This is a genomic window from Saccharopolyspora erythraea NRRL 2338, assembly GCF_000062885.1.
In the GTDB taxonomy this organism is placed as follows: Bacteria; Actinomycetota; Actinomycetes; order Mycobacteriales; family Pseudonocardiaceae; genus Saccharopolyspora_D; species Saccharopolyspora_D erythraea.
Genome location: NC_009142.1, coordinates 7,942,995 through 7,964,210, shown reverse-complemented (window position 1 = coordinate 7,964,210; position 21,216 = coordinate 7,942,995). Strand labels below are relative to the sequence as shown.

Here is a 21,216-nt window from a genome sequence, read left to right as displayed (position 1 = left end):
CGGCGACCATGACGACGGCCAGCACTCCCAAGGGTGAGCGACGACGGCAGGCGCTGGTGGTGGCCGCCGCGCAGCTCCTGGCCGAGGGCGGCTTCGACGCGATCCGGCATCGCGCGGTCGCCGACCGGGCGGGGTTGCCGCTGGCGTCCACCACCTACTACTTCTCCAGCCTCGACGACCTGGTCAGCGCGGCGGTCGAGTTCGAGGGCAGGCAGGAGCTCGCCGCGGCGCGGGAGTGCCTCGCCGGGCTGGGCGACGAACGGCTGCCCGCCGAGACCGTGATCGACCTGATCCTCGACCTGCTGCTGGGTTCCCGGTCCAGGGACGGGGGTGTCGAGCCGGTGCTGCTGCGCTACGAGCGCCTGGTCGGCACGCCGCGGCGGCCCTACCTGGCTCCGCTGATCAGGGAGCTCAACGCGGAGTTGCAGGAGCTCGTGCGCGAGATCCTGGAACGCGGCGGCGCCGCCGGTGGCCCGGAGCAGGTGCGCCACCACTTCGCGCTCGTGGACGGCGCGGTGGTCAACGCCCTGATCGAGAGCGACCCGGACCCGCGCGGAGCCGCCCGCCGCATGCTGAGCAAGCAGTTCTAGGTTCCGTTCCACAAGCGGCGGAGGCCGCTCGCGGTGTGGGACTCAGCCGGATCACTTGCGGCTGAGGTTCCGCCAGGCGACCCACTGCGCAAGCCACATCTGGAACACGTTCCAGCCCACCCGCGTCAGGCGCGTTCCGGGGTCGCGGCCCGGTGCAACTCGGCGTAGGAGCCGCCCGCCGCGAGCAGTTCCGCGTGGGTGCCGAGCTCGACGATGCGCCCCGCCTCCATCACCGCCACCTGGTCGGCGTCGCGCGCCGCGTGCAGCCGGTGCGCGATGGCGATCACGGTGCGGCCCGCCAGCAGCGTCGACATCGACCGCTCCAGGTCGCGCGAGGTCTCGTTGTCCAGCAGCGAGGTGGCCTCGTCCAGCACGAGGGTGTGCGGGTCGGCGAGCATGACGCGGGCCAGGGCGATCTGCTGCGCCACGGCGGCGGGTACCGGGTGTCCGCCCGCGCCGAGCACGGTGGAGAGCCCTTCGGGCAGCCGCGACGTCCACTCGCCGAGGCCGACGGTCTCCAGCGCGGCGAGCAGCCGCTCGTCGCTCCAGCCGTCGTCACCGGCAGGCAGGCACAGGTTCTCCCGCAGCGAGCAGGCGAACACGTGGTGCTCCTGGGTCAGCAGCACGACCTCGCGGCGCAGCCGGTCGGTCGGCAGCGACGTGATCTCGGTGTCGCCGAAGGCCACCGAACCGGAGTCCGGCGCGTTGACCCCGGCGATGAGCCGTCCCAGCGTGGACTTGCCCGCCCCCGAGGGGCCGACGATGACCAGGCGCTGCCCGGCCCCCACCGTCAGGTCGACGCCGTGCAGGATCTCCTGGCCCTCCCGGTAGGAGAAGCGCACGCCGCGCACGGACAGGTCGTGGCCGCGGTCGCGCTCGACGGCGGCGCCGCCCTCGCCCGGTCCGCTGACCGGCGCCCGGCCGACGCCCAGGATCCGGCGCAGCGCGGCGTTGCCGATCTGCAGCTCGTCGATCCACGCGAGCAACTCGTCCAGCGGGTTCGACATCGCCTGGGCGTAGAGCACGACCGTGGTGATCGTGCCCAGCTCCACCGAACCCGCCGCGTACGCCCAGCCGCCGATCAGCAGGATCACCCCGATCGGCAGGACGTAGGACATCTCCAGGCACGGCAGCCAGATCGTGAGCAGGTTGCGGTGGCGCTGCTCCTTGTCCACAGCGTTGCCCAGCACCCGCTCGTTGTGCGCGATGCGGCGATCGGAGAGCCGCAGCGCGTCCACGGTCCGCGCGCCCTCGACCGACTCGTGGGTGCTCGACTGCACCTCGGCCCACCCGGCCAGCACGCCCTGCAGCACCGGCCGGGCGCGCGGGTAGTACCAGCGGGTGCTCAGCACGATCAGCGGCACCGCGATCAGCATCCCGCAGGCCAGCAGCGGTGACGTCACGACCATGGCGACCGCGGTCAGCAGGAGGGTGATCAGCGCGACGGTGATCTCCGGGACCGCGCTGCGCACGGTGTAGTCGAGCCGGTCGACGTCGGTGGTGGAGCGGCTGAGCAGGTCGCCGGTGCCCGCCGACTCCACGGTGCTCAGCGGCAGCCTCAGCGCGTGGCCGACGACCTCCTCGCGCGACTTGGCCAGCAGTTGCTCGCCGAGCAGCGTCGCGCGCAACCGCGCGGCCCGCGCCAGCAGCGCCTGCGCCACCAGCACGGCCAGGAACACGCCTGCCAGCACGTCCACCCGCGCGGTCGACGCGCCCGCCACGACCGAGTCGACCAGCATACCGAGCAGCTGCGGACCGGCGAGCCCGACGACGGTGGCGGAGACGAACAGCGCCATCATCGCGGCGTACGCACCGCGGTTGGCCAGCGCGGTCCGCCAGACCCAGGCGCGCACGGCGCTCTGGCCGGCCAGCGGAAGCCGGGTGTTCACGAGGTCCGTCCTTCCAGCGTCGCGGTCTCGTCGGCGGCCTGCCGCCACAGCGGGCTCTGGCTGAGCACGACCGTGGTCCGCCCGGCCCGCAGCTCGCGGACCCGCCGCACGATCCGCGCCTCGGTGTGCGCGTCGACCGCCGAGGTCGGCTCGTCGAGCACGAGGACGTCGGCGTCCGAGCACAGCGCCCTCGCCAGCACCAGCCGCTGGCGCTGGCCACCGGACAGCGACCGCGCCCGCTCGTCGAGCACCGCGTCGGCGGGCAGCGCCTCGATCACGTCGTGGGCGTCGGCGGTGTGCAGCGCGGTCGGCACGTCCACGGCGGTGCCGAGATCGAGTTCGGTGTGCACCGGACCGGAGAACAGCAGGTCCTGGTTGTGCGCGAGCACGATCCGGCGGCGCAGCTCCGCGGGCGCGACCTCGTCGAGCGGGACGCCGTTGGCGAGCACGCGCCCGCGGGCATCCCGCGCGTTCGCTTCCGCGGGCCGGTCGTCGGAACCGTTCTCCACCGCAGGGCGTTCGCCTGCGCGTGCGTTCGCTTCCGAGGCGCGGCCATCGGAACTGGCGCTGGGAGCCTGTTCGTGTCCGCCGGCAGCTTCGCCGTCGAGCACGAACCGGTGCCCGGCCAGGCGTTCCGCCAGCGCCTCCCCGTCAGCGCCCGCGTCGATCACCGTCAGCTTGCCCGCGGCGATCTCCAGGCCGCGCGACTCGTCGCGCAGCGCGAGCGGACCGCTGTCCAGCGGCCTCGGCCGCTCCGGCGGTCCGGGCTCCGGCCGGGTGCGCAGCAGGCCGCACATGTGCCGGGCGGCGACCTTCGCCGTCGCGTAGGAGTAGGCGGCCTCGGTCGCCGTGCGCACCGGGATCACCAGGAAGGCCGAGACGCCGTAGAAGGCCACCAGCTCGCCGACCGAGATCGTGCCGGCCAGCGCCAGCCGCGCGCCGAGCCAGGTGACCAGCACCGTGACCAGGCCGGGCAGCAGGATCTCGGCGAAGGCCAGCCACGCCTCCACCCGGCCGGACGCCACGCCCGCCGCCCGCACCCGCTGGCTGGACTCGACGAACCGCGCGTGGAACCGCGACTCCCCGCCGACGCCGCGCAGGATGCGCAGCCCCGACACGATGTCGGTGGCCAGCGCGTTGAGGTCGGCCACCCGCTCGCGCTGGACCTCCTCGCGGCGGTGCAGCGGCGACAGCAGCGGTCCGATGCCGATGGTCGCCAGCGGCACGCCGACCAGCACCACCGCGCCCATCACCGGCGACAGCGCCAGCACCACGCCCGCGGCGATGGCGAACGAGACGAGCGAACCCGCGGCCCGCCCGATGACCTCGAACAACGCCGCGATCCGGTAGATGTCGGAGGAGCCGATGGCCACGACCTCGCCCGCCCTCACCTTGCGCGTAAGCGTGGCGCCGAGGCGGGCGACGTGGGCGAGCGCGAGCCGCTGCGAGGTGGCCGCCGCGTCGATCCACATCGTGTGCGAGACCCATTCCAGGCCGGCCGCGCTCGCCGTCTGCACCGCACCGAGCCCGAGCACCACGAGCAGCCACGCCAGCAGCACCGGGACCTCGCCGGTGCGGATGCCGCCGTCGATCGCGTTGCCGATCGCCAGGGGCATCAGCGCGGTCGGCAGCATCCAGAGCGCGCCGGTGAGCACCGCGATGGCCGGCAGCCCGGGGCGCCGCCGCAGCAGCGACCACAGGAAACGTGATGAACCGCGCGTATCGGGAGTCATGGCGGACCGAACGGTAGTCCGGCCCGGTCAGCGCGGCGACTCATTTTCGCGCCGTCGCACCGCGCGGCCCGGGCGGACGTGCCCGGAAGTCCGGGTGGAGGTGCTCAGAAGTCCCAGGAGATCGTGGAGAAGCCGCAACGCTCGGCTTCTTCGCTGCATTGCGGGCAGCGTTCGGTGATGCTTTTCGAGTTCGGTTCCCGGCCGCTGGGCGTGGCCTGCGGGACCTTGATCAGGTCGTCGCAGAGCGTGGGCACCTGCTGGCCGGAATACGCCGCACCAGGGCGCATCTTGGTCGCGTGCCTGAGTTTCAGGCCGGACCCGACGATCCAGAACACGTCGTGGCGATCCGGGCCGAACATTTCACCAGACCATCCGTTCGTTTCTATTCCGGTCGGTTGACGATGAACGACGAACTGGTGAACAGCCTGTCATTCGGCCGCCGACCTGGCTATTATTTACCCTTCAATCAAGGAATAGCACGTTCTCCGATTAGGGCCGTTCGCCGGTCCGGAGAGCCGATGAAGCGTCGATATGCGTGAAATCTGGTCGTTCGTGCTGTTCTGAACGCCCCTGCCGTTCGCTCTCGACAGCCCTTCGTACGAACCGGCATGACGAGCATCACAACCGGGTCGGTCCTGCCTGTGGCGGGTTCCCGCCGCCTGGCAACCGCGCGCCCGCCCGCGCGTCCACCGACACGTGCAACCCCCTCCCGGCGCGGTCCGTACTACGAGGTGGTGGCGCGGAGAGGAAATCAGGTCGATGCGGGCGGAAGAGGAGCGGTCTTTCCGCGAGTTCGCCAGGAGCCGTGCCGTGGTGCTGCGCCGCTCGGCGTACCTGCTGTGCGGTGACTGGCACCTCGCCGAGGACCTCGTCCAGAACACCCTCCTCAAGCTCTACCGCGCCTGGCGCCGGGTGGACGGGGACGCGGCCGACGCCTACGCGCGAAAGGTGCTGATGCGCGTGTGGCTCGACGAACGGCGCAAGCCCTGGCGGCGTTCGGAGAACCGCGACGGCGTCGTGCCCGACCCGGGAGACCCGCTGGCCGACCCGGCCGTGGCGGGCCAGCGCGCGCAGGCGCGCGACCTCGTCCTGAGCGCGCTGGCCGAGGTTCCGCCGCGGCAGCGGGCGGTGCTTGTGCTGCGCTACTGGGAGGACCTGCCGACGGCCGAGGTGGCCGCGGCGCTCAGGTGCTCCGAGGGCACGGTCAAGAGCCAGGCGTCGCGCGGCCTGCGCAACCTGCGGGCCGCGATCGCCAGGACCGCTCCCGACCTGGCCGGGGCGGGCGCGAGGAGGAGTGCGTGATGGATCCGGAACTGCTGCGCGAGGGCATGCGGACCGCCGTCGCCGACGAGCCGCCGCTGGGGTTCGACCCCGACGACGTGGTGACCGAGGCGGCGCGGCGGCAGCGGCGCCGCCGGACGACGGCGGCGGCGGTCGCCGCGGTCGTGGTGGCGACCGTCGCGGGCCTGGTGCCCGCATGGCTGACCGAGCCCGACCTGACCCCGGCCGCACCGCCCGCCGCGCGTCCGGTGGAGTGGCCGCCGCGGGCGGTGGCTCCGCTGCGGATCAGCGAGCCGGAACTGGCTGCACGCGCCGAACGGTTCGAGGCCGACCTCACGCGAATGGTGTCGCGGGAAGTCCCGGACGCCAGGGGGCTCCGCGCCGGCCACCGGACCGGTTTCGTGCCCGCTGCCCACGGCGGCGGCTCGGCCAACGTGAACGTCTCCGCCGATTTCGTCCGCCCGGTGAACAGCCCCGGCGTGGGGACCGCGCCGATCGGGGTGCGACTGGAGACCACCGTCTACGCACCCGGTGCCGCGGGGCTGTCGCCGCGCGAGTCGTGCGGCCAGGAGGACCGGTACAAGGCGGTGCTGGACTGCCGGAGCTGGCCGCGGCCCGACGGCTCGCTCGTCGTCGACGTGCTCACCCGGCTCCACTCCGGCGCGACGGGGACGCCCCTGCACGACGTCTACCACTTCCGCGCCGACGGAAGCGCCGTGCTGACCTCGGCCGCCTTCCTGACCGCCGAGGCCGGGGAACCCGCTTTCGAGCTGGAGCGCGTGATCATCCAGCACGACCTCCGAACCCGCGATGAGCTCGAAGGAGCTCGCCGCGATCGCCACCGACCCGCTTCTGACCCTCTCCCGCTGACCACGGCGGTGGCGCTCGCGCGGGACCGCCACCAGGCCCGCGCCGACGTGCGCGTGGGACCAGCACAGCGTCCGTCCCGAGGTGCGCTCCACCGGGCCGCGGCTCGCGCTCCGACCGGTCGTCGGACGTTTGACCTGGTCAGCGGCAGCGGGGTGAGCGTCCCCGCAACCAGGGGCGGCAGTATCCTGGCTGCTCGTGACGGTCAAGCCCAACCTCCCGAACGTGCTCGCCGCCCGCTACGCCTCGCCGGAGCTGGTGGAGCTGTGGTCTCCCCAGCACAAGGTCGTCCTCGAGCGGCGGCTCTGGCTGGCCGTGCTGCGCGCCCAGGCCGACCTCGGCATCGACGTCCCCGAGCAGGTGCTCTCCGACTACGAGCGGGTGGTGGAGAGGGTCGACCTCGACTCCATCGCCGAGCGCGAGCGCCAGACCCGCCACGACGTCAAGGCCCGCATCGAGGAGTTCAACGCGCTCGCCGGGCACGAGCAGGTCCACAAGGGCATGACCTCGCGCGACCTCACCGAGAACGTCGAGCAGCTGCAGGTGCGCCGCAGCCTCGAGCACGTCCGCGACCGCGTCGTCGCCGTGCTGGTCCGCCTCGGCAGGCTCGCCGCCGAGCACGGCGAGCTGGTCATGGCCGGTCGCTCGCACAACGTCGCCGCGCAGGCCACCACCCTCGGCAAGCGCTTCGCCACCGCCGCCGACGAGCTGCTGGTCGGCTTCCGGCGGCTGGAGGAGCTGCTCGACCGCTACCCGCTGCGCGGGATCAAGGGCCCGGTCGGCACCGCCCAGGACATGCTCGACCTGCTCGGCGGCGACCCGGACAAGCTCGCCGAGCTGGAGCGCAGGGTCGCCGAGCATCTCGGCTTCGGCCGGGCGCTGACCAGCGTCGGCCAGGTCTACCCGCGTTCGCTGGACTACGAGGTGCTGACCGCGCTGGCCCAGCTCGCCGCCGCGCCCTCCAACGTGGCGACCACGGTCCGGCTGATGGCCGGGCACGAGCTGGTCACCGAGGGCTTCAAGCCCGGCCAGGTGGGCTCCAGCGCGATGCCGCACAAGATGAACACCCGCTCGTGCGAGCGGGTCAACGGCCTGGCGGTGGTCCTGCGCGGCTACGTGTCGATGACCGGCGAGCTGGCGGGCGACCAGTGGAACGAGGGCGACGTGTCGTGCTCGGTGGTCCGCCGGGTCGCGCTGCCCGACGCGTTCTTCGCCTTCGACGGCCTGCTGGAGACCTTCCTGACCGTGCTGGACGAGTTCGGCGCGTTCCCCGCCGTGGTCGCCCGCGAGCTCGACCGCTACCTGCCGTTCCTGGCCACGACCAAGGTGCTGATGGCCGCCGTGCGGGCCGGTGTCGGCCGCGAGACCGCGCACGAGGCGATCAAGGAGAACGCGGTCGCGGTGGCGCTGGCCATGCGGGAGAAGGGCGCCGAGCGCAACGACCTGCTCGACCGGCTGGCGGCCGACGACCGGCTGCCGCTGGACCGCGAGGCGCTGGAGGCGCTGCTCGCCGACCGGCTGGCCTTCACCGGCGCCGCGGCGGCGCAGGTCGGCGACGTGGTCGCGCAGGTCGAGGAGATCGCCGGGCGCTACCCCGGCGCGGCCGCCTACACCCCGTCGCCCATCCTCTGACCTGTCGGGGCGGGCGGCGACCGCCGCCCGCCTACCGGTCGCGGAGGAAGAAGAACAGCAGCAGCGACATCAGCGTCACGACGATGCAGACGAGGATGCCCACGGCCAGCAGGGCGCCCGTGCTGTCGCTGATCACGGGGATGTCGGGCCGGCCGGGACCGCCGTCCACGGTCACCCCGTCGTAGACGACGATGTAGCGGATCATGAGCACGAGCCCCGTGCCGGACGCGATGGCCAGCAGGGGCAGCCCCCACAGCACCGCGGTCTCGCCGTCCCGGCGGGGCAGGTGGCCCGGCGCGTTCGGGCAGTGGCTCGTCAGCGCCTCGACGACCCGCGCGCCTTCGGCGGTGTGGTCGTCGATCACGACCTTGGACCCGTCGGTGAACCTCGCGGTGCACGGCACGGTCGCGGTGGGCCGGGCCCGGGGCGACGGATCGAGCGAGCTGACCTCCTGCCAGGTCCAGCTCCGGCGTCCGGTCAGGGCGAGGCGCGCCAGGCCGCGCTCGTAGAGCTCGACCGTCTCCCGACGCCCGCCGCGAACCGCCCGGGACAGCCGGACCACCGCCACCGGCAGCCCGACGGCGATGAACACCAGCGCTAGGCCCATGAACCCGCCCCTGCCGGGCACCGCCGCCCAGACGAAGAACACCAGCATGCCGACGCCGGTCAGGCAGGCCGCGAGCGCCACCGCACCGGTCCACCAGCGGCGGCGGTTGTCAACGGGGTGCGTGCTGAGCAGCCTGCCGAGCCGCGCGTCTGTCGCCACCGGTTCCATCGCCCGTGCCCTCCCGCCCGGAGCCGCGGCCCCGCGGCTGTGGTCGGGCGCATTATCGGGCCGGCCGCCGGCGAGTCCGGCCGGTCCCGCCGGTGTTCACCTGTATGGCCCAGCGGGGCGGGCGGGTCAGTCCCAGTGCGCGTTGAAGAAGTCCAGCTCGCAGCGCGTGGCCTGCTGGAACAGCCGCAGGCAGCGCGCCCGCGCGCGTTCGTCGAGCGCGGCGCCGACGCGGTCGAGCTCCCCGCACAGCCACTGCACCCACCGCCGGAAGCCGTGGTTGTTGTGCAGCTCGATCCACTCCGCGTGCACGAAGTTCTCCGGCGCGGCGGCGGGCGCCCGCATCGCCCACTCCAGGTAGCTCCACTCCGCAACGGTGAGCACCGTAAGCACCTCGGCGTAGCCGCCGCGCGCGTTGGTGTCGGCCATCAGCTCCCGGAACGCCGTCGTCGCCGGGTCCAGCGCCGGGCTCGTCCGGTCGGACTCGCCGACGCCGAGCGCGTCGAAGGCGCGCTGGAAGTAGGTGTTCTCCTCGCTGGTGACCACGCCGATGCTGCCCGCGATGGCGAGCCTGGAGGAGTAGCGGTCCGCCTTGGCCAGCGCCGAGCCCAGCAGCGCGAGGAAGTCGTCGACGAACTGGAAGTCCTGCACCAGGTAGGAGCGCATCTTCGCGGCCGGGACCAGCCCCTCGAACAGCGCGTCGGTGAACGGGTGGGTGGTCACGGCGGTCCAGTCCGGTTCGCTGCGGCCGCGCAGCCACTCGGTGAAGGACGGTGCGGATGTCTCGGTCACGGCAATCCTCCTCGCCAGCCAGTCATACCAGCCCCGTCCGGCCGGGGCGCGGGACCGATGGGGGACAATCCGCCACGTGGTTGCACTCGCCGATTACCCCCAGATCGCGGCAGGCAAGGTCCGCCAGCTGCACGCCGTGGACGACGAACACCTGCTCCTGGTGGCATCCGACCGCATCTCGGCGTTCGACCACGTGCTGAGCACGCCGATCCCGGACAAGGGCCGGGTGCTGACCGCGATGAGCGTGTTCTGGTTCAACCTGCTCTCCGACGTCGTCCCGAACCACCTGGTCGCCTGGGACGACCCGCGCATCCCCGCCGAGGTCCGCGGCCGCGCGCTGCTCGTGCGCAGGCTGGAGATGCTCCAGGTGGAGTGCGTCGCGCGCGGCTACCTGACCGGCTCCGGGCTGCTGGACTACCAGCGCACCGGCGCGGTGTGCGGGGTCGTGCTGCCGGAGGGCCTGACCGAGGCGTCCCGGCTGCCGGAGCCGATCTTCACCCCGGCGACCAAGGCCGAGCTGGGCGCGCACGACGAGAACGTCAGTTTCGAGGCGGTCGCGGAGGCGGTCGGCCAGGAGCTGGCCGCCGAGCTGCGCGAGCTGACGCTGCGGGTCTACGGGCGGGCCGCCGAGCACGCCCGCGAGCGGGGCGTGATCCTGGCCGACACCAAGTTCGAGTTCGGCGTCGCCGGTGGCGGGGCGCTGGTGCTCGGCGACGAGGTGCTGACCCCGGACTCCTCGCGGTACTGGCCCGCCGACGGCTACGAGCCCGGCAAGGTGCAGCCGTCGTTCGACAAGCAGTACGTGCGCAACTGGCTGACCTCGGCCGAGTCGGGGTGGGACCGCGCCTCGGACACGCCTCCGCCGCCGCTGCCCGACGACGTCGTCGCGGCGACGCGGGCGCGCTACGTCGAGGCGTACGAGCGGATCACCGGCCTGGACCTCGCCGACTGGCCTTCCCCGGCGGCCTGATCACGCGGCCGGTCAAGCCACCGCGCCACGCGGTCGCTTGACCGCGCCACCTGGCCGCTCACTGCTCCACCTGGCCGCCTGCCGAGCCGCGGTAGCGCTGGATTCGCCGGATCTGTTCCCGCCGGACATCTGCGGGTCAGGCGCAGGTCACCGGCGCAGGGCCCAATGGTGTGCCGTGAGCATGCCGCTCGTCGTCTCGCTGTCCGGGCTCGACCACCGGGTCCTGGACCAGTGCGCGGACTTCGCCGCCGAGATGGACCGCCGCCGCGTACCGCTGTCGCTGCTGTTCGCGCCCCGGCCGGGCACCGACGAGCAGCTCCTCGACTGGATCCGGCACCGCCGCCGCGGGCGGGACACCGTGGAGCTGCACGGCTTCGGGCGAGGGGAGACCGCGATGGGCGTGCTCAGCCGCCTCGGACGCCCGGCCGCGACGCTGCGCAGGGCCGAGTTCGCCACCATCCCGGCGCACGAGGCCGGGCTGCGGCTGCTGCCCGCGCTGGCGTTGCTCGACCGGCTCGGCCTGCGCACGGACACCTTCGTGCCGCCGAGGTGGTTCGCCTCCCCCGGCACGCTCATGGCGCTGCGGCGCCACGGCTTCGCGGTGTGCGCGGACGCGCTCGCGGTCCGCGAGCTGGAGGCCGGCCACGCGCACCGGGCCCGCGTGCACTCGCTCGGCTCCGGCGAGCGCGCCGAACCGTGGTGGTGCCGGGCGCTGGTGCTGGGCGTCGGACGCGCGGCCCGGCGCGGGCGCATGGTCCGGATCGCGGTGGACGCCGCCGACCTGCGGCGCAGCGGGCCGAGGCAGGCGGTGCTGGACGCCGTCGACCTCGCCCTGCACCACGGCGCCCAGCCCACGACCTACGCCTCCTACGCGGGGCCCGTGCGCATCCCGCGTCCCCGCGAACCGCGGCACCGGTCGCGCAACACCGACCCGCTGTCGAGCTGAAAGGGCAGATGAAAAGCCCTTCACAGCGGGTTCAGGGGCATCTCACCGGCGCCTCCGATGCTGGTTCCTGTCAGGGCGAGAAGCCGATCGGAAGGAACCGAGGCGGAAGATCATGCGTATTCGCAACACGAAGCGGGCCTGGCTGGTGGCGACCGCGGTGACGGCGGCGGTGGGAGTCGGCGGTGCGGGTGTGGCGCTGGCGGGCGAGACCGGCGCACCTCCGGCGCCGCCCCAGCAGCAGGTGCCCGGACAGCCCGGTGCGGTGGTGCCCGGCCAGGTCCCGGCTGCCGTGCCCTGCGTCGACGACGACCGCGACGACCGGTTCGACGACCGGGACGACAGGTTCGACGGCAGGTTCGACAACGACGCCGACGACCGGTTCGACGACTGCGATGACCGGTTCGACGACGACCGGTTCGACAACCCGGCGGATGACCACGACGACCGCTTCGACGACCCGGCCGACGACCGCGACGACCACCACGACGACGCCGACGACGTCGCCGGGCGCGACGACTGATCACGAGTGGGGAGCACGGCCGTGAACCCCGCCGAGGCCGGCGGCCATCACGGCCGCCTCCCGGCGGCGGGTCAGAACCGGGTCGGCACCTCGCGGTCGAGGACGTTCACGGTCGTGTCCTCGGGGCCGAGCTGCTCGAACATCCGGTAGTGCATCTCGGGGCGGGCCAGCACCGCCTCGTGGATCGGCACCGCGACGCGCGGCCCGACCGCCCGCAGGAAATCCACCGACTCGGAGAGCTTCAGCCACGGGGCGCCCGTCGGGAGGCCGAGCACGTCCACCCGCTGCTGCGGCACGTGGAACGAGTCGCCCGGGTGGTAGAAGGCGCCGCCGTCGACCAGGTAGCCGATGTTGTCGACCAGCGGGAGGTCCGGGTGGATCACGGCGTGCTTGCCGCCGACGACGTCGACCGTCGTGGCGCCGAAGGACAGCGTGTCCCCCGGCGCGGCGGTGGTGACCCCGAAGCCCTTGCTCTCGGCGATCTCGGCCGAGCCGTGGTCGGCGATGAAGCGGGCGTGCGGGTTGTGCTCCAGCAGCGCGGGCACCCGGTCGAAGTCGAGGTGGTCGGGGTGCTGGTGGGTGATCAGGACGCCGTCGAGGTCCCGCAGGTCCTCGAAGCCCGACGAGAACGTGCCGGGGTCCAGCAGCAGCCGCGCCGAGCCGGTCTCCAGCAGCACGCAGGAATGTCCGAAGTGGGTGATCTGCACCTTCGCGCCCTTTCTCGCCCGCGTCGATTCCGGTTGTCACTCTGCCACAGCGGCGCGGGCGCGATACGACTCCTCACCAGGCGCGTTGCGGGAGATCGGCCAGCAGGGCGGCCTCTTGCCCCGGGGTGAGCCCGGCCTTGCGCTCCCGGTCGGTGCCGAGGCGGCGTTCGGTGTCGAGGGCGTCCTGGACGGTGCCGCCGAGCGGCCGGATGCCGAGCCCGGCGCCCCACGCGGCGGAGGCGTCGCGGGTGACCACGCCGTAGTGGGTCTTCGGCGCCCAGAACGGCAGCGACTTCGGGCCGGACCACGGGTTCACGCCCGCCCCGGTCAGGTCGGCGGGTGCGACCGCGGCCAGTTCGGTGCCTTCCGGTGCGACGAGTGCCGCGACCTCCCGCAGCAGGTCGCCCAGTTCGAGGACCGGACCGGTGGCGTCGAAGGTGCCCGTGGTGCGCTGCTCCGCGGAGTCGACGATCCACTTCGCCAGCGCCACGACGTCGACGTGCTGGATCGGCTGCGCCGGCTCGTCGGGGACCAGGACCCGGCCGCCGCGCGCGAACCGGGCCACCCAGTAGCCGAAGCGGTCGGTGGCGTCCCGAGCCCCGGTGATCAGCCCGGGCCGGACTATGAACGCGCGGTCGCCGACGGCGTCGCGCACCGCGTTCTCGCTCGCCACCTTGATCGCGCCGTAGACCTCGGCGAGCTTGTCGTCGGGGATCTCGGCGGGCGGCTCGGCAAGCGGTTCGAGCAGCTCGTCGGTCGCGGTCGCGGTGTCCGCGTAGACGTTGACGGTCGAGACGAACGTCCAGTGCCCGGCCGTCGCGCCGACCGCCGCGAGCGCGTCCCGCACCCAGGGGTACGACATCTTGGCGACGTCCACGACGGCGTCGAAGCGCTCGCCCGCGAGCACGTCGACGCTCCCCGGGGCGTCGCGGTCGACCTTGACCAGCCGCGCGCCTTCCGGCACCGGGCCGGTGACGCCGCGGGCGGCGCACACGACGTCGTGGCCGCGGCGCACGCCGTCGGCCGCGACCGCTTGGGACAGGAACTCGGTTCCACCGAGCACGAGGAGTCTCATGCGATCACTCTGGTCCGCGATCCCCGCTACGGCGACCGTTCTCGCTACCGGCGAACGCCGCTGCGCGCCCGTGAGCCTCTTCGGTCGCTACAGCAGACCAAGAGACTCGCGGGTTCGAGCGATCACTCGACGACGGTGATGGTCGTGCTCGGGCCGACGCCGCCGCCGACGCGGGTGTGGACCTCGTACACGCCCGGCGGCACGTCGGCGATGGTGGCGACAGCCGAGGCGTGGCCGTCGTGGTCGCCGACGATGCGGGCCACGCCCTCGTCGGCGCCCATGGGGTGCTCGGCGTCACGGACGAAGGCCGGCGACGAGATCCAGCTCACCGCCTCCTGGCCGTGGTCCAGGTCCAGGTGCAGCGTGTTGCCCGCCCGGACCACCGAGAGGTCGGCCGTCAGCCCCGGCTGCCCGGCGGGCCGCACCGCGGCGGCGGGCGCGGTCGCCTGCGCCGCGAGTGCCGGAGCTGCGAGCATCGGGGTCGCGGGCGCGAAGGCGAGGCCGCAGGCCAGGGCGGCGGTCACGAGAACGGTTGGCTTGCGCATGGGTCTTCCTCCCCGGTCGCGGTTCGGCGAGCTGGTCGCTCGCCGCCTTTCCACATCAGGAAGACGCGTGACCCGGGTGGAGGTTCAACAAGAAGTCCAACCGTGATGTCGGGAACCGGCCGCTGCGATGCCGGGAACCGGCCGCCACCTGTCGGCCGTGAGCCACGCCGCAGCTCGGCGCCCCTGTCCTCACGGGTGAACTCCCAGGTCAGTTACCCTTTCAAAGTACTGCTGGCCATCCGACCGGCTCGCGAGCAGCCGGTGGATCCGCACGGAAACCGGGAGCAGCACCAGTGGCCCGAGTCGTTGTCGACGTCATGCCGAAGCAGGAGATCCTCGACCCCCAAGGTCAGGCGGTGGCCAACGCGCTGCCCCGGCTCGGTTTCGAGGGGATCTCCGAAGTCCGCCAGGGGAAGCGTTTCGAGCTGGAGGTCGCCGACTCCGTCGACGACGCGACGCTCGCCCGGATCGCCGAGACCCTGCTCGCCAATCCCGTGATCGAGGACTTCGCCGTGCGGCGGGTGGAAGCATGAGCCCGGCCGAGGGCGCCGGCACGGGCGCCAGGGTCGGTGTCGTCACGTTCCCCGGCACCCTCGACGACGTCGACGCCCAGCGCGCGGTCCGCCGCGCGGGCGCCGAGGCCGTGCCGCTGTGGCACGGCGACCACGACCTGCGCGGTGTCGACGCGGTCGTGGTGCCAGGTGGGTTTTCCTACGGCGACTACCTGCGCTGCGGTGCGATCGCCAAGTTCGCGCCGGTGATGACCGAGATCGTCTCCGCCGCGGGCAAGGGCATGCCGGTGCTCGGCGTGTGCAACGGCTTCCAGGTGCTGTGCGAGGCGGGCCTGCTGCCCGGCGTGCTCACCCGCAACGAGGGCCTGCACTACGTGTGCCGCGACCAGTGGCTGAAGGTGGAGAACAACACCAGCGCCTGGACGGCCCGCTACGAGCGCGGTGCCGAGCTGCTGATCCCGGTCAAGCACGGCGAGGGCAACTACGTCGCCGACGAGGCCGTGCTCGACGAGCTCGAGGGTGAGGGCCGGGTGCTGTTCCGCTACGCCGGGGAGAACCCGAACGGGTCGCGCCGCGGCATCGCCGGCATCACCGACGCCCGCGGCCGGGTGGCGGGCATGATGCCGCACCCCGAGCACGCGATCGACCCGCTGACCGGGCCCACCGACGACGGCCTCGGCATGTTCCTGTCCGTTCTGGATGCACTGGTGGCAGCGTGACCGACACCGACCTGCACGTGGACAGCGTCCAGCACGCGAAGTCCACCCCCGAAACCCCGCAGCCCTACGCGGAGCTGGGGCTCAAGGACGACGAGTACGCCCGCATCCGGGAGATCCTGGGCCGCAGGCCCACCGACGCCGAGCTGGCGATGTACTCGGTGATGTGGAGCGAGCACTGTTCCTACAAGTCGTCGAAGGTGCACCTGAAGTACTTCGGCGAGACCACGACCGCCGAGATGAAGGCGAAGATGCTCGCCGGCATCGGCGAGAACGCCGGGGTGGTCGACATCGGCGACGGCTGGGCGGTGACGTTCAAGCTGGAGAGCCACAACCACCCCTCCTACGTCGAGCCCTACCAGGGCGCGGCCACCGGTGTCGGCGGCATCGTCCGCGACATCATGGCGATGGGCGCGCGGCCGGTCGCGGTCGCCGACCCGCTGCGCTTCGGTCCCGCCGACGCCCCGGACACCAAGCGGGTGCTGCCGGGTGTGGTGGCCGGTGTCGGCGGCTACGGCAACTGCCTCGGCCTGCCCAACATCGGCGGCGAGGTCGTGTTCGACGAGAGCTACGCGAGCAACCCGCTGGTCAACGCGATGTGCGTCGGCGTGATGAAGACCGAGGACCTGCACCTCGCGCACGCCAGCGGCACCGGCAACAAGATCATCCTGTTCGGTGCCCGGACCGGTCTGGACGGCATCGGCGGCGTTTCGGTGCTGGCCTCGGAGACCTTCGAGGGCGACGAGAGCGGCGCCGGCCGCAAGAAGCTGCCCAGCGTCCAGGTCGGCGATCCGTTCGCCGAGAAGGTGCTCATCGAGTGCTGCCTGGAGCTGTACCACTCGGGACTGGTCGTGGGCATCCAGGACCTCGGCGGCGCCGGGCTGTCCTGCGCCACCTCCGAGCTGGCCTCCGCCGGTGACGGCGGCATGCGGGTCGACCTCGACCAGGTGCCGTTGCGCGCCAAGGGGATGAACCCGGCCGAGATCCTCTCCAGCGAATCCCAGGAACGCATGTGCGCGGTCGTGAAGCCGTCCGATGTGGACGCCTTCATGGACGTGTGCGCCAAGTGGGACGTCACCGCGACCGTCATCGGCGAGGTCACCGAGGGCGAGAACCTGGAGATCTACTGGCACGACGAGCTGGTGGTGGACGTGCCGCCGCGCACCGTCGCGCACCAGGGCCCGGTCTACGAGCGGCCGGTCGAGCGGCCGGCCGAGCAGGACCTGATCGCCGCCGACAGCGCGGCCACCCTGGCGCGGCCGTCCACTCCGGACGAACTGCGCCAGACCGTCCTGCGGATGGCCGCCTCGCCGAACCTGTGCTCGCGGGCGTGGGTCACCGACCAGTACGACCGGTACGTGCGCGGCAACACCGTGCTCGCCCAGCCGTCGGACGGCGGCGTGCTGCGCATCGACGAGGAGACCGGCCGCGGCATCGCGGTCTCCACCGACTGCAACGCCCGCTACACCCGGCTCGACCCGTACGCGGGTGCGCAGCTCGCGCTGGCCGAGGCCTACCGCAACGTCGCCACCACCGGTGCGACGCCGCTGGCGGTCACCAACTGCCTGAACTTCGGTTCGCCGGAGGACCCGGGCGTGATGTGGCAGTTCCAGGAGGCGGTGCGCGGGCTGGCCGACGGCTGCCGGGAGCTGGGCATCCCGGTCACCGGCGGCAACGTCAGCTTCTACAACCAGACCGGCAGCAAGCCGATCCTGCCGACGCCGGTCGTCGGCGTGCTGGGCACCATCGACGACGTCACCCGCCGCATCCCCACCGGAATCGGCGGGGAGCAGGGCGAGACGCTGATCCTGCTCGGCGAGACCCGCGAGGAGTTCGGCGGTTCGGAGTGGGCCAAGGTCGTGCACGACCACCTCGGCGGCACGCCGCCGCAGGTCGACCTGGCCCGGGAGAAGCTGCTGGCCGAGGTGCTGGTCGCCGGTTCCCGCGACGGCATGATCTCCGCGGCGCACGACCTGTCCGAGGGCGGCCTGGCGCAGGCGCTGGTGGAGACCGCGCTGATCGGTGAGACCGGTGCGCGCGTGGTGCTGCCGGAGGACGCGGACCCGTTCGTCTGGCTGTTCTCCGAGTCGGCCGGCCGGGTGCTGGTCGCGGTGCCGCGCAGCGAGGAGCTGCGGTTCACCGAGATGTGCTCGGCGCGTTCGCTGCCGTGGGCCAAGGTCGGCGTCGCCGACGCCGGCTCGAAGAGCCTGGAGATCCAGGACATCGCCGACATCCCGCTCGCCGAGCTCCGCGAGGCGTGGGAAGGCACTCTGCCGAAGCTGTTCGGCTGAGGTCGGGACCCGTGGGTCTTCCCGGCTGCTATTGCGGCGCGGAAGACTCACGGGTCTCTCCCAGTTCCGGCACCTCCCCTTGCCAGGTGGTGCCTGCGAGGTCCACGTGACCGGCGAAGCGGACCGCCTTGAAGTTGGCGTCGTCGGCGAACGCGCAGCCGGTCATCGACAGCGATCCCTCCACTGTGGAGTCGGCGAACTTCGCCCTGCCGCGGAAAGTGGTTCCGTCGAATTCGGCCCGGCCGTGGAAGTGCACCTTGCTGAACCAGGCGCGGTCCTGGAATTCCGTCTCGGCGCAGCGAAAACGGCTCGACAGCCGACCTGATCCCGTCGTCATGCCGGTGAACCACGCGGGGCCGGTGACGACGCAGCGGCTCAGGTTGGAACTGCTGAAGAGCCGCGCATACCGCAGGACCAGCGTGCCCATCCTGCGGTCGGACAGGTCGAAGTACTCCAGCGTCGCGCCGGTGAGATCGAGGTCGTAGCGCGGTGCTTCGGCGTCGCCGGCCTCGGGCAGCAGATCGGCGATGATCCGCTGCGCGCTGAGCCGGACCTGGAGCTTGCGCTCGGCGTTGGCGGTGGCCGGACCGGGCCACCCGCCGTCGTCGTCCGGTTTCGCCGGCGCGTCGCCGTAGCGGGGGTGCAGGAACGGCCGCCGCAGGTAGGAGCACAGGACGTCGAGCACGGTCTGGGTGTAGGAGGGGTTGCTGCGCGCGAGCCCGGCGAGCGCGTGCAGCGCACCGACCCTGACCTGGTCGGCCTCGCTGCCGAGGAGTTCGACGGCGCGGGCGAAGCGTTCGTCGGAGACGCGATCGCGGTCCAGATCCGTGCGCCGGGTCTCCAGCTCCTGGCGCTGCCGCTCGACGTCCTGCCGCTGCTCCTCGACGCGGCGCCTGCGGTCGTTGAGCCACAGCGCGTAGAGCGCGACGATCGAGCCTGCCGCGAGTCCGCCGGTCCGCAGCGCGTCCGCCCCGGTGGTCCGGGGGTCCAGGACGAGCAAAGCCGCGCTCACCCCGACCAGTGCCAGCACCGCCAGCGCGATCGTCACGACCAGACCAGCCCCGCGCTCACCCATGCGGATGATTATCGGGGCCGTCATCCGCTGTCGGTGCCCGTGGGCACACTCCCCGCCGAAGCGGCGAGAGGAGAGACGATGCGGACGTTGTTCGACGGCGAGGTGCACGTCCACTACGGCCAGATCTACGTGCAGAGCGAGATCGGCGCCCTGACCCTCGAAGAGCACAGGGCGGGGCAGTCCAACGGGCTCTGCGGAGCCGCGGTGCCCGGACAGCTCTTCCTGACCACCGGCCTGCACACCGGCCACGTCGGGTTCACCGTCGAAGTCCACGACGAGCGGCCCGACGTGGACGAGGCGTGGGAGGAGGCCGTCGAGGCGTCGTTCCGGCCGTTGTCACCGGAGGTCGCGCTGGTCGAGTGGGGCGGCGAGGCCGCGTGGTCGCTGGACCTGGAGGAGATCGACTACCGAGTCCGCTACTGCGCCGTCGCGATGGACGAGAGCCGCCGGGTCGACACCAGGACCGACGGCGAGCCGATGGTGGACCGGTACCTGCTCCAGTTCTGGCCGGCTCCGCCGGGGCCGGACGCCGTGGTGAAGCAGACCAGCGTGACCGCCGAGTACTGGCACCAGGTCGCCCGCAGCCTCCCGCCGCCGCCCACGCCGGAGGAGAAGGCCGAGGCCGAACGTGAGCGGCGGTTGGAGGAGGAGCGCAGGCGCGAGGAAGTGCGTGCTCGCGCCGAGGCCGAGAGCTGGGCGGGACGGGCTCCGAGCGAACGGCTCCGCCAGGCCGGTGGCCACGCGTGGGCGATGGCGCAGCTCGACCGCGACCTGGTCGACGAGATCGCCGACCTGGACGCCGACGCACAGCGGTCCTTGGCGCGGTGGGCGGTTCGCCGGGCGTACGAGCTGGCCGGGCTCGACGGCATCGACTGGATCGCACCCGCGCTCGCGGCCCTGGAGCAGGGGCGAGAGCTACCGCCGCCCTTCGACGACAAGCTCGGCGTGTGGGAGGTCCTTCTCAACGATCCGCGAGTCCCGCACACGACCGTGACCCTGCCCGACCGCAGCACCGAAAACTTCCTGCAGCAGGCGGCGGCGCTTCCCGCCATCTTCGGTGCGACCGAGGACGATCCGCTGTCCGCCGCGTTCGAGGCGCTGCACTCGGCGGCCGGTGCCTTCGGCACCGACTACCCGGACCTGTTCGCCGAGGTCCGGCGCGAGTTCACGCGGCGGACTCCCTGACCAGGTAGCCGTCATCGGGGGAGGCGACCAGCTCCCAGCTCACCGGCACCGACGACTCCCCGGACACCCGGATGTCGTGCAGGTACGTCCGGGTGGCGTCGGTGCGCGGGGAGAACTCCACTCCGCCGTCGAGGCGGGCGTGGCGCAGGTCCAGCTCTCCGCCGAAGAACGTGCGCCGCAGGTAGATGCGATCGGCGGCCTCGACGTGCTTGAGGTCCAGCGTGCCGTGGAACTCGGTGCCGTCGAAGCTGCACGGCTCGAAGGTGGTGCAGCTGTGCAGTTGCAGCCCGCCGTGGAACACCGCGCCGTCAGCGCGGATCCGCCCGAGGAAGCGGCTGTCCCGCAACGCCACGTCGCCGTGGATCCTCGCGCCCTTGAAGTTCGTCGTGTGCCGGAACCGGCACCGGTATGCCGCGATCCGCCCGACCACCCGGTTCGACAGGTTGAAGCGCTCCAGCCACGCCCTGGTCAAGTCGAGGTCGTAGACCGCGGGGTCGTCGTCGCCGGTGGTGGGCAGCAGGTCGGTGATCAGGCGTTGCGCGGTCTGGCGCACGTGCCGTTCGCGCTCCACCTCGTGCGGGATGTCCGGCCGGTCCGCGTCGTCCTCCGGAAGGTCGCCGGGCCAGGTCCACTTCGGATGGTCGAAGGGGCGGCGCAGGTACGAGCAGAGCACGTCGAGGACGGTCTGGGTGTAGGCCGGGCTGCTGGCGGCCAGCCCGGCCAGCGCGTGCAACGCTCCCACCCGCACCTGGTCGGCCTCGTGGCCCAGCAGCTCGACGGAGCGGGCGAAGCGTTCGTCGGCGACGCGTTCCCGGTCGTGGCCGGTGCGCCGGTCCTCCAGCTCCTGGCGGCGCTGCTCCAGCGCGTAGCGCTCGCTGTCCAGCCGCTGCCGTTCGGCTTCCAGCTCCTGGCGGCGCTCCTCGACCACGCGGCGCCGGTCGTTGAGCCACAGCGCGTAGAGCGCGACGACCGAACCGGCCGCGAGACCTCCGGTGCGAAGCGCCTCGGCGCTGGTAACGCGGGGGTCGAAAACCAGCAGGGCGGTACTGGCGCCGACGAGCGCCAGTACCGCGAGGGTGATGGTCAACGGCAGGCGGCGATCACGCATGGCGTGATCT

The 21,216-nt window shown here is 72.6% G+C and carries 20 protein-coding genes; 10 read left to right on the top strand and 10 right to left on the bottom strand.

What is annotated here, in order from left to right:
• Positions 1–8: 8 nt before the first annotated feature.
• Entirely contained in the window at positions 9–590 is a 582-nt protein-coding gene (locus SACE_RS34550) for a TetR/AcrR family transcriptional regulator (RefSeq protein ID WP_011875268.1), read from the top strand.
• A 125-nt stretch (positions 591–715) separates the two neighbouring features.
• Here the strand turns inward: SACE_RS34550 and SACE_RS34545 are convergent, their stop codons facing one another.
• The 3 genes from SACE_RS34545 to SACE_RS34535 form a co-directional block, all read right to left on the bottom strand.
• Positions 716–2,479 (bottom strand): ABC transporter ATP-binding protein, encoded by a 1,764-nt coding sequence (locus tag SACE_RS34545; RefSeq protein WP_009948781.1) that lies wholly within the window; start codon positions 2,477–2,479, stop codon positions 716–718.
• Positions 2,476–4,212: an ABC transporter transmembrane domain-containing protein gene (locus SACE_RS34540; protein ID WP_009948783.1), complete on the bottom strand. Its 1,737-nt coding sequence runs from the start codon at positions 4,210–4,212 to the stop codon at positions 2,476–2,478. The genes SACE_RS34545 and SACE_RS34540 overlap by 4 nt, the downstream gene beginning before the upstream one ends.
• 104 nt (positions 4,213–4,316) lie before the next feature.
• Positions 4,317–4,571, bottom strand: coding sequence for a hypothetical protein (locus tag SACE_RS34535; RefSeq protein ID WP_009948784.1), 255 nt, complete (start codon positions 4,569–4,571; stop codon positions 4,317–4,319).
• A 400-nt stretch (positions 4,572–4,971) separates the two neighbouring features.
• Here SACE_RS34535 and SACE_RS34530 point away from each other — a divergent pair, with 400 nt between their 5' ends.
• Together SACE_RS34530 and purB are read left to right on the top strand one after the other, a co-directional pair.
• Positions 4,972–5,514, top strand: a complete 543-nt coding sequence (locus tag SACE_RS34530) for an RNA polymerase sigma factor (RefSeq protein ID WP_009948785.1) — start codon at positions 4,972–4,974, stop codon at positions 5,512–5,514.
• A gap of 1,044 nt (positions 5,515–6,558) precedes the next feature.
• Positions 6,559–7,992, top strand: a complete 1,434-nt coding sequence (purB, locus tag SACE_RS34525) for an adenylosuccinate lyase (RefSeq protein ID WP_009948791.1) — start codon at positions 6,559–6,561, stop codon at positions 7,990–7,992.
• A 31-nt stretch (positions 7,993–8,023) separates the two neighbouring features.
• On the opposite strand, the gene SACE_RS34520 is transcribed toward purB, so the two are convergent.
• Together SACE_RS34520 and SACE_RS34515 are read right to left on the bottom strand one after the other, a co-directional pair.
• Positions 8,024–8,767: a hypothetical protein gene (locus tag SACE_RS34520; protein ID WP_009948793.1), complete on the bottom strand. Its 744-nt coding sequence runs from the start codon at positions 8,765–8,767 to the stop codon at positions 8,024–8,026.
• Positions 8,768–8,893: 126 nt separating this feature from the next.
• On the bottom strand, positions 8,894–9,556 hold the full coding sequence (locus tag SACE_RS34515) for a TenA family protein (RefSeq protein WP_009948795.1): 663 nt from the start codon (positions 9,554–9,556) through the stop codon (positions 8,894–8,896).
• 76 nt (positions 9,557–9,632) lie between these two features.
• Between SACE_RS34515 and SACE_RS34510 the strand changes: the two genes are divergently transcribed.
• The 3 genes from SACE_RS34510 to SACE_RS34500 all read left to right on the top strand — a co-directional run bounded on the left by SACE_RS34510 (position 9,633) and on the right by SACE_RS34500 (position 11,992).
• On the top strand, positions 9,633–10,526 hold the full coding sequence (locus SACE_RS34510; protein WP_009948796.1) for a phosphoribosylaminoimidazolesuccinocarboxamide synthase: 894 nt from the start codon (positions 9,633–9,635) through the stop codon (positions 10,524–10,526).
• Between the two features lie 181 nt (positions 10,527–10,707).
• The gene (locus tag SACE_RS34505; protein ID WP_011875267.1) at positions 10,708–11,472 is read left to right on the top strand and encodes a DUF2334 domain-containing protein; all 765 of its coding nucleotides are present in this window, start codon (positions 10,708–10,710) and stop codon (positions 11,470–11,472) included.
• A 112-nt stretch (positions 11,473–11,584) separates the two neighbouring features.
• Positions 11,585–11,992 carry a hypothetical protein gene (locus tag SACE_RS34500; protein WP_009948798.1) on the top strand — a complete coding sequence of 136 codons (408 nt, stop codon included), beginning with the start codon at positions 11,585–11,587 and terminating at the stop codon, positions 11,990–11,992.
• 71 nt (positions 11,993–12,063) lie between these two features.
• Here the strand turns inward: SACE_RS34500 and SACE_RS34495 are convergent, their stop codons facing one another.
• From SACE_RS34495 to SACE_RS34485, 3 genes are all read right to left on the bottom strand, one after another.
• Positions 12,064–12,699, bottom strand: a complete 636-nt coding sequence (locus tag SACE_RS34495) for an MBL fold metallo-hydrolase (protein WP_009948799.1) — start codon at positions 12,697–12,699, stop codon at positions 12,064–12,066.
• Between the two features lie 73 nt (positions 12,700–12,772).
• Positions 12,773–13,774 carry an NAD-dependent epimerase/dehydratase family protein gene (locus tag SACE_RS34490; RefSeq protein WP_011875266.1) on the bottom strand — a complete coding sequence of 334 codons (1,002 nt, stop codon included), beginning with the start codon at positions 13,772–13,774 and terminating at the stop codon, positions 12,773–12,775.
• A 122-nt stretch (positions 13,775–13,896) separates the two neighbouring features.
• Positions 13,897–14,319, bottom strand: a complete 423-nt coding sequence (locus tag SACE_RS34485) for a hypothetical protein (protein WP_009948803.1) — start codon at positions 14,317–14,319, stop codon at positions 13,897–13,899.
• Positions 14,320–14,612: 293 nt separating this feature from the next.
• Between SACE_RS34485 and purS the strand changes: the two genes are divergently transcribed.
• Genes purS through purL form a run of 3 tightly spaced genes read left to right on the top strand, consistent with a single transcriptional unit; the run spans position 14,613 to position 17,838 of the window.
• The gene (gene purS / locus SACE_RS34480) at positions 14,613–14,852 is read left to right on the top strand and encodes a phosphoribosylformylglycinamidine synthase subunit PurS (RefSeq protein WP_009948804.1); all 240 of its coding nucleotides are present in this window, start codon (positions 14,613–14,615) and stop codon (positions 14,850–14,852) included.
• Entirely contained in the window at positions 14,849–15,550 is a 702-nt protein-coding gene (purQ, locus tag SACE_RS34475; RefSeq protein WP_009948805.1) for a phosphoribosylformylglycinamidine synthase subunit PurQ, read from the top strand. Before purS ends, purQ begins: the two co-directional genes overlap by 4 nt.
• Positions 15,547–17,838, top strand: a complete 2,292-nt coding sequence (gene purL / locus SACE_RS34470; RefSeq protein ID WP_009948806.1) for a phosphoribosylformylglycinamidine synthase subunit PurL — start codon at positions 15,547–15,549, stop codon at positions 17,836–17,838. Before purQ ends, purL begins: the two co-directional genes overlap by 4 nt.
• Positions 17,839–17,866: 28 nt before the next feature.
• Here purL and SACE_RS34465 read toward each other — a convergent pair whose 3' ends face one another.
• Positions 17,867–18,913 (bottom strand): pentapeptide repeat-containing protein, encoded by a 1,047-nt coding sequence (locus SACE_RS34465; protein WP_009948807.1) that lies wholly within the window; start codon positions 18,911–18,913, stop codon positions 17,867–17,869.
• Between the two features lie 78 nt (positions 18,914–18,991).
• Between SACE_RS34465 and SACE_RS34460 the strand changes: the two genes are divergently transcribed.
• Positions 18,992–20,098: a hypothetical protein gene (locus SACE_RS34460; protein ID WP_009948808.1), complete on the top strand. Its 1,107-nt coding sequence runs from the start codon at positions 18,992–18,994 to the stop codon at positions 20,096–20,098.
• Here SACE_RS34460 and SACE_RS34455 read toward each other — a convergent pair.
• Positions 20,079–21,206, bottom strand: coding sequence for a pentapeptide repeat-containing protein (locus SACE_RS34455; protein ID WP_009948810.1), 1,128 nt, complete (start codon positions 21,204–21,206; stop codon positions 20,079–20,081). The two genes, SACE_RS34460 and SACE_RS34455, sit on opposite strands and share 20 nt — an antisense overlap.
• Positions 21,207–21,216: the final 10 nt, after the last annotated feature.